The 14,199-nt window shown below is 49.4% G+C and carries 9 protein-coding genes; 4 read left to right on the top strand and 5 right to left on the bottom strand.

Annotated elements, in window-relative coordinates:
* Window positions 1–14: 14 nt before the first annotated feature.
* The 5 genes from SGI97_07800 to SGI97_07780 all read right to left on the bottom strand — a co-directional run bounded on the left by SGI97_07800 (window position 15) and on the right by SGI97_07780 (window position 8,664).
* Entirely contained in the window at window positions 15–1,337 is a 1,323-nt protein-coding gene (locus SGI97_07800) for an amidohydrolase family protein (protein ID MDZ4723790.1), read from the bottom strand.
* Window positions 1,315–4,389: an amidohydrolase family protein gene (locus SGI97_07795; protein ID MDZ4723789.1), complete on the bottom strand. Its 3,075-nt coding sequence runs from the start codon at window positions 4,387–4,389 to the stop codon at window positions 1,315–1,317. Before SGI97_07795 ends, SGI97_07800 begins: the two co-directional genes overlap by 23 nt.
* A 312-nt stretch (window positions 4,390–4,701) precedes the next feature.
* Window positions 4,702–5,490, bottom strand: a complete 789-nt coding sequence (locus SGI97_07790; GenBank protein MDZ4723788.1) for a hypothetical protein — start codon at window positions 5,488–5,490, stop codon at window positions 4,702–4,704.
* Window positions 5,491–5,733: 243 nt separating this feature from the next.
* Window positions 5,734–7,680, bottom strand: coding sequence for an acetoacetate--CoA ligase (locus tag SGI97_07785; GenBank protein ID MDZ4723787.1), 1,947 nt, complete (start codon window positions 7,678–7,680; stop codon window positions 5,734–5,736).
* 18 nt (window positions 7,681–7,698) lie between these two features.
* Window positions 7,699–8,664 carry a flavin reductase family protein gene (locus SGI97_07780; protein ID MDZ4723786.1) on the bottom strand — a complete coding sequence of 322 codons (966 nt, stop codon included), beginning with the start codon at window positions 8,662–8,664 and terminating at the stop codon, window positions 7,699–7,701.
* 496 nt (window positions 8,665–9,160) lie between these two features.
* Here SGI97_07780 and hppD point away from each other — a divergent pair, with 496 nt between their 5' ends.
* The 4 genes from hppD (at window position 9,161) to SGI97_07760 (ending at window position 13,772) form a co-directional block, all read left to right on the top strand.
* Window positions 9,161–10,300 carry a 4-hydroxyphenylpyruvate dioxygenase gene (hppD, locus tag SGI97_07775; protein MDZ4723785.1) on the top strand — a complete coding sequence of 380 codons (1,140 nt, stop codon included), beginning with the start codon at window positions 9,161–9,163 and terminating at the stop codon, window positions 10,298–10,300.
* A gap of 62 nt (window positions 10,301–10,362) precedes the next feature.
* Complete coding sequence (locus SGI97_07770) at window positions 10,363–11,532, top strand: homogentisate 1,2-dioxygenase (protein ID MDZ4723784.1); 1,170 nt, start codon at window positions 10,363–10,365, stop codon at window positions 11,530–11,532.
* A 66-nt stretch (window positions 11,533–11,598) separates the two neighbouring features.
* On the top strand, window positions 11,599–12,741 hold the full coding sequence (gene hisC / locus SGI97_07765) for a histidinol-phosphate transaminase (GenBank protein MDZ4723783.1): 1,143 nt from the start codon (window positions 11,599–11,601) through the stop codon (window positions 12,739–12,741).
* Window positions 12,742–12,743: 2 nt separating this feature from the next.
* Complete coding sequence (locus SGI97_07760; GenBank protein ID MDZ4723782.1) at window positions 12,744–13,772, top strand: fumarylacetoacetate hydrolase family protein; 1,029 nt, start codon at window positions 12,744–12,746, stop codon at window positions 13,770–13,772.
* The last annotated feature ends 427 nt before the right edge of the window (window positions 13,773–14,199 follow it).

The raw sequence follows: 14,199 nt of genomic DNA, 5'->3' as shown, positions 1-14,199 counted from the left end.
CACACGCAAATAATCTATTTTGTCACTGGCGAATAATGTTTGGCCTGATATTTCTCATACAGTTCTTTATGGCGATTACTCAAATCCACGAGACGGCCTTCGATATACATGTTGGTAACTTTTTGACCAAGCATATCCATAACATCCCCATCGGAAACAAAGAGTGTGGCGTTCTTGCCGACATCAAGCGAGCCTTGCGTTTTATCGATGCCAAGGATTTCGGCGGTGGAGAGAGTCAGAGCGCGGAGCGCGTCTTCTTTGCTCAGGCCAAAGGCCGCAGCTTGGCCGCCCTGGAATGCCAGATTACGAACATCCCAGCTTCCGGAATGGCCTAAACAGAATTGAATACCGGCCTCTTTCAGCATTTTGGGAAGTTTGAACCGCTGGTCGTAATCATCGTCGGTTCGCATTGGGAGCGATGTTGTTGTGCCGAGAATCACAGGTATGCTATGCTTTTTTAACAGGTCGATCGCCTTCCATGCCTCGGCTCCGCTTACTAAGACCATACGGATTTTTTGTTCTTCAGCAAATGCAATGGCTTCGCTGATCTGGCGATAATCATCAGCCAGAATATAGACCGGAAGTTCGCCGCTTATGAATGGCATCATAGCTTCCCAGCGCTGGTCGCGGCCGATGTTCTGCATCGCTTTTCGGGCCAGAGCATAGGCTCGCGCATTTTCGAATGTCTGGCGAAGCTTCACACGGGCTTCGGCCATATTTTTCTTCTGCTCTTCCGGCGTCTGGGTAACCCACCAGCCGGTTGAGACAGCAACCGACGGCCATGACATATAGAGGCCGTCGAGCAGTTTCACTGCCGCGTCCTCTTTGGTCCAGCCATCGAGGTTCATAATACAAGAACGACCGTTTATGAGAGAATTGGCGGGCGCAACCTGCACTGTGGTAACGCCATTTGACCGAATAGTCGGCAGTAATTCAGAATCGGGATTGTAGGCAATATGCGAGCAGACTTCGGGAGTAATGTTGCCGACCTCGGACTGGTCATTGGTCGCGCGAACGGCGCCGATTTCGATAAGGCCGACTGTTGTATTGGGGGCGATAAGTCCGGGATAGACGCGTTTGCCAGCGACATCGATGACTTCGGTGTTCTCAGCCGGTACAATGTCCTTTTCGATGCGAGTGATTTTACCATTCTCAAAGAGGAGGTCAGTCTGCATGAGAACACTGCCGGAGACAGTGTAAATATCTCCGCCTTTGAGCAGAATCGGGTGATCCTGTTTGGCTCCGGGAACGAGATTGTTGGCATACGAAACAGTGGTTGTCAAAGCGAGAGCGAGCGCCCAGCCAAGAACTGTTCTACTTGTTATTGTTGAGCGCATCCCAGACGTCTCCTCTATCTTCGCATTCATAAGCTTTTTCATCTTTAACCTGACTGTAGCTTGCGGCGCCTCCTCCAGAAGGAGATTTGCCGTTGAGGGCTTTTTGAATCAGGGCATTTTTTTCTTTTCTATTGGATTCGCGCATTTGGGCATCTTTCTCAATCGAGAAATAGCAGGCGCCTTCAATCCAGGTCTGCTCGGCATGGGCATACATTGAGAGTGGATTATCATTCCATATCACAAAGTCAGCGTCCTTGCCGGCTTTGAGGCTTCCGACGCGATCGTTAATTTTGAGCATGATTGCCGGATTGAGCGTTGCAAATTTGATGGCCTCGGCTTCGGGAATGCCGCAATACATCACTGATTTGGCGGCTTCCTGGTTGAGCCGGCGTCCCATTTCAGGGGAATCGGAATTGATGCAAGTCAGCACTCCCCGCTCATGCATGAGACAGGTGTTGTAAGGAATGGCATCGTAAACCTCGAATTTGTAGGCCCACCAGTCTGAGAAAGAGGAAGCGGATGCGCCGTGGGCAGCCATTTCATCGGCGACTTTATAGCCTTCGAGGATATGAGTGAAGGTTGTGATTTTAAATCCAAAATCCTCGGCGAGTCGCATGAGCATCAAGATTTCGGTCTGGACATAGGAGTGGCAGTGGACAAACATGCGGGAGCTGAGGATGTCTACAAGGGCATCGAGCTGGATATCCCGACGGGGCGGAATGGTGGTTTCTTTGGCCCCTTTGCCAAGGGTGTTGTATGCCCGCCAAGCGGCTTCGTATTCAAGCGCTGCCTGAAAACCGTCTTTCATTATCGTTTCGACACCCATACGGGTCTGGGGATAACGAATAGTGTTGTCGTCGCCCCAGTTGGATTGTTTGACATTTTCTCCGAGTGCGAATTTTATCGAGGGGGGCGCGGCGGCAAATTTCATTTTCTCCGGCGACTGCCCCCATTTGAGCTTTATTACCTGGGCCTGACCGCCAATTGGATTGGCTGAACCATGAAGCAGTTGGACTGCTGTCACTCCGCCGGCAAGCGCGCGGTAGGTGTTAATGTCATCTGAGTTGACAACGTCGCCAATGCGGACTTCGGCAGTGACAGCATGCGAGCCTTCGTTCACCCCTTTAGAAATGGCGATATGCGAATGCTCGTCGATAATCCCCGCTGTCAGATGTTTTCCGGCGGCGTCGATAACCCGGGCGCCGGATGCGGCAGTCAGGTTTTTGCCGATCTTGCTGATTTTACCATTGATGACAAGCATATCGGTATTTTCAAGAGTGCCTTGGTCGTCGCAGGTCCAGATAGTGGCATTTTTGATTAGGACATTTTCCGATGTCGGGATAGTGGGATACCCGAAGGCCATATCAGGGAAGGTTTGCATTGAGACGAGGGTGGTATCTTTTTTCTCATCCTCTTTCTTGGAGGTATCAGCTTCGGCCACAAACGGCCCGGTCTGGGCTATGGTCATATTGAGGGTACGGCCATCGGCAAGTGAGGCCGTGCCGACATAATGGTTGTTCACCGAAAGAAGTGTGAATCGGGTTGTTCCGGGCATTGCAAGGCTGTCGGTCGGGGCGGAGAAATAAATCCGGTCATAGGCCATCGAAAGGTCTTCAAGCTTCGCCTTTTTATCGCCCTCTTTGAGTTCGCCCTTGGGATCGCTCATTTTCCCTTTGAGATTGAGTGAAAGCGTTCGGTTGTCAAATGAGAGCGAATATTGGCCGCGGAAATCTTTTTGATGGATCGAGACATTTTCTTTCTCGTTGTTGCCGCGAATCCAGACCGAATAGATTTTCGCGCTGTCGGAGAATATGTCATAGTCCGAGATAAAGAAATTGGCGAGTTTCCCTTTTTCCAGAGTCCCGATCTCGCTTGAGACGCCGCACAGTTGCGCCGGAATCGTGGTCAGCGCAGCCAAGGCCGCGGCGGGGGACAGACCGCTCTCGATAGTCTGTCGGACATTTTTGAGGAAGTCTGATTTGTCTTTGAGCTTCAATGTTGTGAAGGCAAACGGCACTTTGTTTTTCTCAAGCACCGATGCGTTGTAGGGCGCGCGCTCCCAGTGGCGAAGGTCGCCGAGGTTGACATCGAGCGCATCCTCAAAACTTTTCACTTCAGGTTTTTTCGGGAAAACAACCGGCAGAATCACCGGGGCGCCGACCGCCGCAATCTCGGCGATACGGGCATATTCCAGGTTGCTGCCTATATAGACAAATGGGACACTGAATTCTTTGGACAGAATGGCTGCGCGAAGCAGGGTCAGTTCGTCTTCGACCTCAAAAAATATCGGCCCTTTGTTTTCGGCGATAGCGGCGATGGCACTGTTGAATTCGGGCAGTTTCTGGCCGCTGTTTTTGGCATAGGCCGTGTGGGCTTTGGCGTACCAGTCGGCATCAATGAAGCTCTGGCGGATAAGCGCGATACTTCCCATGAGGGAGCTTGGATATTGCTGGTTGGATGTTCCCTTGTTAAATGAGCCAAAATGGGCCGCATGGGCTTTGATGACGGCCTCGTTGGAAAGACCCTGCGACAGGTCAGTTACAAAAGAACGCCCGCGGAAGATGCCGTCCATTTTGGACGACTGCACAACCGTGATGCCCTGTTCGAGAAATTTATCGGCGGCTTCTTTTTCGGGTTTGAAATCATCGACCCAGTTGCGCTCGGCATGTATAGCATCGTTCCAGGCATTGGCGCCGACACGGGTGCCTTCATATTTGGGCGCCTGACTTTTGGTGTCCTCGTTGAGTTTGCCGACATCTTTCAGGCCATACTCACCATACGGCTCAATAAAGCCGGGGTAGATTCGCTTCCCTTTGAGGTCGTACTCGAAGGCTCCTGCCGGTACGGGAATGTTTGTCCCGACAGCAACAACCCGTCCGTCCTTGATTATCATCGTTCCATTCTCGATAGTCTGGGTGGGCGAGATAATAATGGTGGCGTGGGTGAACGCTTTGCTTTCGGAGTTTTTCGACCGTATTCCCTGCGGGGGAGTGGTCTGGGCTGTGGCGCCGCCGGCGATAAGCAGTGCAATGATGATGGATGGTGTTTTCATATAGAATACGATAGAAGATTGCCCGAAAAAAGGCAAGAGGAATGTGGGGAGGGGGGAGTTCGAAACTACTCCTTCAATCTATTATTGTGCAATCCGCGGGACACAATTCAGCAGATTTGGACTGTAGGTCAAAACTTCTGAAAACATAAGACTATTCACTGGCCAGGGTCTATTTCGTGACCATTTGCTCACAGGGTATGAAGCGCTTAGTCGGGTGAAGTCCCCGAAAAGTCATTCTTTTGAATAATACCGGATAAGTCGTTGCGCGGTAGTTGTGTGAGCAGTACTTTATCTCAATCTGATGGTTTGACATTATCTCTGAAAGAAAGAAGCGAATCTCTCGACGAGACTACCAATCGGAATCGCAAAACAAAGTTTGTCGGTTCCTCGAGCGATAATCCCCACGATGGCATATTTATTCCCTAATTCATAAAATACTGCAGAACCGCTACTTCCCCCGATAACCGGAATATCAAAAACTTGAAAACCTTGGTTGGTACCACTGTACCGACCCCATCTAAATTCTGGATACATCGCGCTTTGTTGGTTTATTCCTTTTGAGGGATATCCGATCGCAGTGTAAATAGAGGTGCTGTCTAAAAGGACATTTACTATTTCAGATTTATTCACTGTGTTGGCGTTTATCCAGAAGACGCTATCTGGTATAGTCGGATCCAATATGAATCCGTTCCCTTCCGTGCAATCAACAATCACAATATCCATTTGTTTGTCTTCCGATAGATAAACTTGTGAAGACTGATCCACTTTGAGACGGAGGCATACTTTCCTTGGTCCAGAGATTACTTCGTTTGTACCGCTGTGGCTGTTGAGGAATACCCACAACGAATCACTTAGCTTTCCTTTGCTATTAAATGTCATGTGAGCGTTGGTAACTAGAAAACACCCTTTAATCGAATCTCTCAGCATCACTGCTGTACCCTGTAAAGTTTTTTCTGGGTTAAACTGTACGATCCGATAGACTGAACTCGGAAGCGCATTAGGCATTTGCGGTTGAGCATTTAGTCCGCAGCTAAAAAGGATCGCCCCAAACCAATAGATGACAAAGCTCTGGTGGAAGATTGCTCTCATATTGCTTATCATTTAATTAATATCCTCCGCTTCTCTAAAGAAGTTAATGGTAGCACCCCGAAAAAATTTAGGGCAAAATTTGCTTGAGCATAGTAAAATCGGGTGCTCTTGTTTCACAGAAGTATATCACCGTCTCTCGAACTTGCAATCACATTTTAACGGTTTTGAACAAAACAGCACTAAATTTGTAGCTCAGCTCTATAAAATTTCCCGCTTGGCATTTCAATTCTAATGATAGGCGAAATCACCTCCCCTCTACCCCAACTCCGCCAATCCCTTAAACTGATTTAGTGAGTTTGGATTTGATAATGCTTCTCTGTTGAGGACAGAATCGCCATGGATAATCTTTGTCACAGCCACTTCCACTTTTTTCCCATTGAGCGTGCGCGGGATTTCATTCACCTGCAAAATCAAAACAGGCAGATGGCGGGGTGTCGCTTTTTGGCGGATGGTCGTTCTGATTTTTTCTTTGAGCGAATCCGTCAGTGTTTCACCAGATTGCAAGACGACAAAAAGGACGATACGAATGTCATCGAGCCATTTCTGCCCCACCACAATCGAATCGGCGATTTCGGGCATACTTTCCACAGGGTTGTAAATCTCCGCCGTGCCGATTCGCACTCCGCCCGGATTCAAAGTTGCATCGGAACGACCATAGACAATCACTCCGCCGCGCTCAGTGATTTTGATATAATCCCCGTGCCGCCAGATACCGGGGTAATGCTCGAAATAGGCCTCGTGATATTTTTCGCCGTCGGGGTCGTTCCAAAATGAAACCGGCATCGATGGAAAGGCCGCGGCGCAAACCAACTCGCCGACTTGGTTGACGACACTATGTCCGTTGTCATCATACGTCTCGACTTTCATCCCCAGCCCCCGGCATTGAATTTCTTCGGAGTAGACGGGCAGAGTCGGGTTGCCGAGCATGAAGCAGGAGATAATATCTGTCCCGCCTGAGATGGATGAGAGGCAGACATCTTTTTTGACACAGTCGTAGACGTAGTTGAAATTATCCGCCGAAAGGGGTGAGCCGGTCGAGAGGATAGTTTTGAGCGAAGAGAGGTCATAGGTCGTCCCGGGGAGCAATTTGGCCTGTTGGCAGAAGGAAAGATATTTGGGACTTGTTCCGAAAATCGTTATGCCTTCTTCTTCGACCGCCGACCAAAGGATGCCCGAATCAGGATGAACTGGCGAGCCGTCATAGAGAAAGATTGTCGCGCCGATCTGAAGTCCGCTCACCAGCCAGTTCCACATCATCCAGCCGCACGTCGTATAGTAGAAAAGAATATCTTCGCGCTTGAGGTCGGTATGCAATTTATGTTCTTTCCAGTGCTGAAGCAGGGTGCCGCCCGCGCCATGGACGATGCATTTTGGCACACCGGTTGTGCCTGAGGAATACATGATGTAGACCGGATGATCGAATGGAAGCTGTGCGAATTCGATCTCGTGCGCGTTGTTTGCAAGAAGTTCATTCCAAAGCATGGACTTGCATTTGGGCAGGCGAGGAAATTGGTCGAGGTATGGAATGAGAATAACTTTCTCGATTGAAGAGATGCTTTCAGCTATGGTTTCAATTCGTTCTATTGTGCTATGCGACCTTCCTTGGTAACGATAACCATCGGTGGCAAACAGAACTTTTGGTTGTATCTGTCCGAACCGGTCGTGAATACCCTGTGCGCCAAAATCCGGCGAACATAATGACCAGAGCGCGCCGATTGATGTGGCCGCAAGCATTGCGATTACGGTTTCGGGGATGTTCGGCAGGAATCCTGCGACACGGTCGCCCGGTCTGAGACCGAGTTCGCGCAAACCATGAGCGCAGCATGCAACCTGAGCAAAGAGATCGGCGTAGCTGATTTTCTGCTGAGGCCGGCATTCGTTCCATGCGATGATCGCCGTCTTTGAATCGCAAAAGCGCAACAGATTTTCTGCAAAATTGAGTTTTGCGCCGGAGAACCATTTTGCGCCGGGCATTATTCGTTTGTCAAGAATTTGTGTGTATGGCGCGGAGTGAATGATTGCTGCCTCATGCCAGACCAATTCCCAAAACTGCTCGATTTCAGCCGTCGACCAGTTATAGAGATCGGTATACGATGGAAACTGTCTGCCTGCAGCTTGCTCGGCTTTGCGGGTGAACGCGGTGGTATTCGCTTGGGCGATACGTGCGGTCGATGGTGTCCAGAGTGGGGTGGGCGCAGACATGGAATATCAGTTAAAATATTATTTGAGCGTATGTGAATACAAAAGCGTTTTCCATGCGAAGTCATGGTTGTCAAAATCGAGCGCGCGTTTGGCTGTCAGAACCAACAATCGTCGTCTTTCGCATGCCTCTATTTTATCAATAGAGAGCGAGACCGAAAGCATATTGTGATATTCGCCGAGTCGTTCATAGCGGTGGAACGATTCAAGCGTTGCAGAAGTTGACACAGTAACCGTCTTAATGAAGGCTGTTATTTCATCTGATGATGGTATCCGTTCGATATTGCCGAGTTGGCCGAGATTATTGGCGGTTAAGACTTGGGACTTGCGGATAAACTCAGGGATATGGTCATAGCCAACCCCGCATGTTGTTATCGGTTTTTTGACCACAAATACGGCATCTCCGCTCGCGCGGCAGTAAAAGTCTCTCCCCATTCGGGCGACCAAGTCGATTCTATTGGGATTAATAATGCCATCGACAAAAATATCTTCTGCGATATGAAATTTGACCACTTCGCAGATTGCGAGATTTCCTGAGGCATGTTTTCCGCCAAGTTCTATCATCTGAACCAGTTTGCACTCCATCTGAAAGGGAGATTCGGATACTCGGGGCGGAGCGACGAGGTCGGATGGAATCGGAGTCAGGCCGCTTTTCTCAAATTCATTGATCCCTTCGGCAAACTCAGTCGATGCAAGACTCACCTGCTGGATCATGGCATAAGTCACAGCCTGAATCACACATTCTTTTGTCACTTTCAGGTTTTCGTAGGTGTGCTTGGTCGTATTATCCCGAAGCCGTCTTGAGGGGGAAAAAGCAACAGTGGGCGGATTGCTGCCAAAGGCATTGAAAAATGAAAAGGGAGAAAGATTGACTTTGTCGTCGATTGAAATTGTCGAAACCAGAGCGACCGGGCGCGGGCCGATGCCTCCGAGGAGGTAGTCAAAAACTTCTTTGACGGGAACATTTTTTGGTTCGATATGGCGCATGGTCTATCTTAACCATGGCGGGTTATACTTTGCAAGGAGATTCTGGGGGGGAACCGTGCGCAGGAGGATGCCCGACACTCTTATCCTCCGAAAGTAGGGCGGGCCCGTCCGCGAACCCGCCAATTATATGACCGTCAAGTCACACCGCCCTTGGAAGGGCGGCACGGGCAGACGGAAAGGTTACAAAGGCTGTCCTCTCACATCTGTGCTGTCAGGGCGACCCCGCCTGACAGTTTATTTATAGTGTCGGGCGAGGGCGCCCGACACCACGTTTTGTATTTTTCGTGCGGGACGTCTCTGTTGCGCGCGAAATATAAAGAAAATATGAGATTGCCGTTACACCCACCTTCACCCCTTTCTCCTCCCCCGTTTCCCCTTGCATTTTGGGCTGTCTGGCTCTATTTTATCCTTCCGCTGTATATTAATGAGCAGGGGACGAAAATCGGTTGGACTGAAACTTTTGGTGTACAACCATATAGAAGATAATGAGGTAGATATGGCAGATGTAATTGGTATTCGCGGATATGATTATGTAGAGTTCTATGTCGGCTCGGCAAAGGCGACCAGCTATTGGTTTGCCAAAGCGCTTGGACTGGATATCGTCGGCTATCTCGGGCCGGAAACCGGAGTCCGGGACCGTCATTCATTTTATTTGAAGAAAAACGACCTCCAAATCGTTATCACATCGGCACTTCAGCCCGGAACGTTTGATGTCTTTGGCTGGGTGAACAAGCATGGTGATGGTGTGAAACGCTGGTCGGTCGAAGTTGACGATGTCGGCGCGGCATTCCGATACGCCACCAGCCATGGTGCCGTTATGGTGACCCGCCCTTACAAAATGGAAGACCACAATGGGTATGTCGAAGAAGCGGCTGTGCGGCTCTACGACGACACCGAGTTGTGCTATATAAATCGCGACAACTACAAAGGGATATTCAAACCCCGCTACTGCAAGCCGATGCAGAATATCCAATTGACGCATGTCGAAACCGGCATCCAAGGGATAGACCACATAGTTGGTAATGTGCGTGAAAACGAAATGAATCTCTGGGCGGATTATTTTAATCGCACAATGGGTTTCGAGACCTTTATCGATTTCAAAGCGGGCGACATTGGAACCAAATATTCGGCTTTGCTCTCAAAAGTTGTGCGTACCAAAGACAGCAAAATTCGCAATCCAATCAACGAACCGTTTGAAGGCTTAAAAAAATCGCAGATCGAAGAATATATCGAGCAATACCAAGGTTCAGGCGTACAGCATATCGCGCTTCGCACCAACGACATCGTCCAGACAATCGAAGCCCTTCGCAAAAACGGCATCGAATTTCTCAATATTCCTGATACCTACTATGATATGCTCCGCAAGCGGCCTGATGTTAAGATCGAAGAGTCAATCGATGAGCTTCAGCGTATGGGAATACTGTGCGATATCGAAGGCGGCGGATACCTGCTTCAGCTATTCACCAAGCCTATCTGCGACCGGCCGACATTCTTCTTTGAGTTTATTCAGCGACATGGAGACAGCCAAGGGTTCGGCAAAGGAAATTTCCAGTCGCTTTTTGAATCGATAGAATTAGACCAGAAGCTTCGCGGGAATCTTGAGCGCGAAGCGGTCGATGTTATGCCGCCGTGCTGAACAATTGGTCAACGATTTTGGTTGTAAACGATAGAGACTGGTAATACAGAGGAAATAATACGATGCCGTTCTACCACAAATTAGGCGAGATTCCGAGGGTAAAGCACACGACGTTTTATAAAGAGGACGGCAAATCCCTCTATCGCGAGGAGCTTTTCTCAAGTAAAGGTTTCAGCGGGGTCTATTCAAATAAGTATCATTTTAATTTGCCCACAAGTGTCAAGACAGCGCGTGAGATTCCAATGGGAAACAATATCGACTGGCCCGATGCGCCGGTGCTCTATTTTCATTTCTTTACCGAGCAAAAGCAGACGCCAGGCGATTTTATTCGCGCACGAAATGTCTTTCTGAGAAACGCCCATTGTGTTATTTCGACTGCGCATGTCAACAAAGAGACCGAGGATTTTTTCCGCAACGCCTATGGCACAGAGTATGTCTTTGTGCATTATGGCACAGGCGAATTTTTAAGCGAGTTCGGACGCATCCCGTTCGAGCCAGGGGACCAGTTTATAATCCCAAGAGCCGTAACATACCAATTCAAATTCGATGACTATTCGGCCAATAATAAACTTGTCTTTGTCGAATCAGATACCGCTTTCGAAATCCCGAAGCATTACCACAACGAATACGGCCAGCTTGAGGAACATGCCCCGTACTGCGAACGTGACATAAAAGTACCGCAGTATATGGAACCGCGATCCGATCAAACCGATTTTCGGGTTATCCTGAAGGCAGGAGAGAAATATTTCGAGCATATTGTTCCCCATCACCCCTTTGGTGTGGTCGGCTGGGACGGATTTCTTTATCCTTTCGCGCTTAATATAAAATCATATCATCCGAAGGTTGGACGCATCCACCTGCCGCCGCCAGCGCATCTCTGTTTCAAAACTGGCCATTTTATATTGTGTAACTTTGTGCCCAGACTTTTTGATTTTTATCCGAGCGCTATCCCGGCGCCGTATTTTCATTCCAATATCGACAGCGATGAAGTGCTCTACTACGTCGAAGGGGACTTCATGTCCCGCAAGGGTGTGAAAGAAGGCTCGATTACACTTCATCCGGGCGGCATGCCTCATGGCCCCCAGCCGGGGAAAACCGAGGAATCGATCGGGGCCAGAGAAACAAATGAATATGCCCTGATGATCGACACTTATGCGCCATTGCGTCCGACAATCAACGTCCGCGACACACTTGACAGGGATTATGCGCAGTCCTGGCTGGTGAAAAGCTAAAGAGACGACTCTTTTTTGCCGAAAATAAGGTAAAAAGAGCGAGACAACAAAAAGACTGAACATAGTATGAAATTCAAAATTCCCCAGCACATACAAACGCTTCAGCCATACATTGCCGGCAAACCGATCGATGAATTGAGGCGCGAGAAGAAGCTTGATAGAATTGTCAAACTCGCCTCAAACGAAAATCCATTGGGGTCCTCGCCCAAAGGCCTCGCGGCGGCGATTCGCTCTTTGTCAATCACCTCGCGCTATGTCGACCCGGGCGGCTACTCCCTCATTCAAGCCTTGTCAAAGTTTTATAACAAACCGGCCGATCAGATTATCGCCGGAGCGGGGACAGATTCGCTGATTTCGTATATGGTGAAAGCCCTCACCGAAGAGACCGATGAAATTCTGACGGCTGAGTCCACTTTCATTGGTATCTATGTCAGTACTCGGAAACACAATCGGAATCTGAAAACGATTAAGCTCAAAGACTATGGTTTTGACCTTGAAAAGATAGCCGATTCTATCACACCGAAAACTCGTCTGATTTTTCTAGCCAATGCCAACAATCCGACCGGGACAATTTTCACCAAAACACAATTCGAGCAGTTTATGACTCGTGTGCCATCCGATGTATTTGTCGTCCTCGATGAAGCCTATTTCAATTACTCGTCGCACCTGCCGGATTATCCGAACGGTTTGGAGTACAACTACGACAATTTGATTGTCACTCGCACGATGTCGAAAGATTACGGTTTGGCCGGGCTTCGCATTGGTTTTGCTTTTGCCCATCCAGAAATTATTCATCAGCTCTATAAAGTGAAGCTTCCCTTTGAGCCGTCTCTGCCGGCGCAGTGGGCCGGAGTCGCGGCGCTTGAAGACGCTGAATTTGTAACCAAGACCCTTGAGTTAAATCGGCGCATGTTGCTTCTCATGTCCGACCGCTTCGCCAAACTCGGCATTCGCCAGGTCCCTTCGGCGTCAAATTTTATACTGCTGCTTATGCCTTCTGAAGAATTTGCCTTTGCCTTTAACAATGCCTGTCTTGACCATGGCCTCATCGTGCGCCATGTAAAATCATTCGGTATCCCCAACGGCATTCGTATCAACACCGGCACGGAAGATGAGACCGCATTCGCGCTTGATATTGTCGAAAGCGTCTTTACCAAGCTGTTCAAACTAATGCCCGAGGCAGTTCTCTTCGCAGGCGCAAAAGGATAAGATTGAAGTTCGTTTCTTTTCTCAATTCTGTCGGCGAAGAACGCGCGGGGCTTTTCCTTAATAATCAAGTTATCGACCTTCAAAAAAATGCCGCGACCCTTGGTTTGCAGCTTCCATCGGCTATGGCCGAGATCCTTAAGGGCTGGGAGCGAAATCTGAAGCTTGCCAAAATGGTCGAGAGAGCGGTGTCGGATAAGAAACTTCCAGACTTAAAAAGCTTTAAAGTCGATAAATTGCTCGCGCCAGTTCCCCATCCGATATCATGCCGCGATGGCTACGCTTTTCGGCAGCATGTCGCGACCGCGCGACGCAACCGGAATGTCGAGATGATTCCCGAATTTGACCAGTACCCGATCTTCTATTTCACCAATCACAATAGCATTGTCGGCGAGGGCGAAGTCAGTGTCGAAATCGATCATCTCCAACAGCTTGATTTTGAACTCGAGGCCGCAATCGTCATCGGCAAAGCCGGACGCAATATCGAGTCAAAAGACGCCGACTCCCATATCGCTGGATTTACCATTATGAATGACCTCTCCGCGCGCGTACTTCAAATGGAAGAGATGAAACTCAATCTTGGCCCGGCGAAGGGGAAGGATTTTGCGACCGCGATTGGGCCTTGGATAGTCACACCCGATGAACTTGAACAGTACCGTCTCCCGACTCCGTTTGGCAACACATACGACCTTGAGATGAAAGCTTTCCATAACGGCAAAGAAATATCTCGCGGCAACCTCAAAGATATGAATTGGACATTTGCCGAGATAATTGAACGGGCAAGTTACGGTGTCGATTTGTATCCCGGCGATGTTATCGGTTCAGGCACGGTCGGAACCGGTTGTTATTTAGAATTGAATGGAACATGGGCGCTCGAGGCAAAAGCCACGGGCGCGGCGCACACTCCTGTTTGGCTAAACGACGGCGATTCGATTGACCTTGAGATAACGGGACTTGGCCGGTTGAAGAACACAATAGTCAAAGTCTCGCGTGATTATTCGATACTGGCAAAGAAGAAGGCGCTTCCGACATAGGTCTGACATCCCCCGTACGTCATTGCGAGTTTCGCCTCTGAGTCCGCCCCGCCACAGCGGGCAGGCGTGGCGGATGGCAATCTCATATTTTCCGATTTTCGCAGATCAGCGATCCCCGTGATCCTGACAACTGCCCTCGTCTGTGCTGTCCACCCTCAATTTTGTCACCCCAGCTATCTTTGTCATTCCCGCGAACGCGGGAATCCAGGGTAAATAGACGTGCAGGCCATCTTCGGCCTGCACCACATATTAGAACCCACTATGAGCGGTGGCATACCCGAATGAATAGAAGATGGATTCTCCGCCGTGGCGGACTGGAATGACACTACAATGAGTCGTTGCGAGGAGCGACTTCCGAGGAGTGACCCTCCACGGCGGGCAGGCGCGGCAATGACCAAAGGGAATGGTGCGACCGAAGGGAGTGGTG

It is taken from the genome of Candidatus Zixiibacteriota bacterium, assembly GCA_034439475.1.
GTDB lineage: Bacteria > Zixibacteria > MSB-5A5 > GN15 > FEB-12 > JAWXAN01.
This window is presented reverse-complemented; position numbering and strand designations above follow the sequence as displayed.

Excerpts from the sequence above, each read along its gene's own strand:
- SGI97_07790 (MDZ4723788.1), bottom strand. The coding sequence starts at position 5,490 with ATGATAAGCAATATGAGAGCAATCTTCCACCAGAGCTTTGTCATCTAT.
- SGI97_07785 (MDZ4723787.1), bottom strand. The coding sequence starts at position 7,680 with ATGTCTGCGCCCACCCCACTCTGGACACCATCGACCGCACGTATCGCC.
- SGI97_07770 (MDZ4723784.1), top strand. The coding sequence starts at position 10,363 with ATGCCGTTCTACCACAAATTAGGCGAGATTCCGAGGGTAAAGCACACG.
- SGI97_07800 (MDZ4723790.1), bottom strand. The coding sequence starts at position 1,337 with ATGCGCTCAACAATAACAAGTAGAACAGTTCTTGGCTGGGCGCTCGCT.
- hisC (MDZ4723783.1), top strand. The coding sequence starts at position 11,599 with ATGAAATTCAAAATTCCCCAGCACATACAAACGCTTCAGCCATACATT.
- hppD (MDZ4723785.1), top strand. The coding sequence starts at position 9,161 with ATGGCAGATGTAATTGGTATTCGCGGATATGATTATGTAGAGTTCTAT.
- SGI97_07780 (MDZ4723786.1), bottom strand. The coding sequence starts at position 8,664 with ATGCGCCATATCGAACCAAAAAATGTTCCCGTCAAAGAAGTTTTTGAC.
- SGI97_07795 (MDZ4723789.1), bottom strand. The coding sequence starts at position 4,389 with ATGAAAACACCATCCATCATCATTGCACTGCTTATCGCCGGCGGCGCC.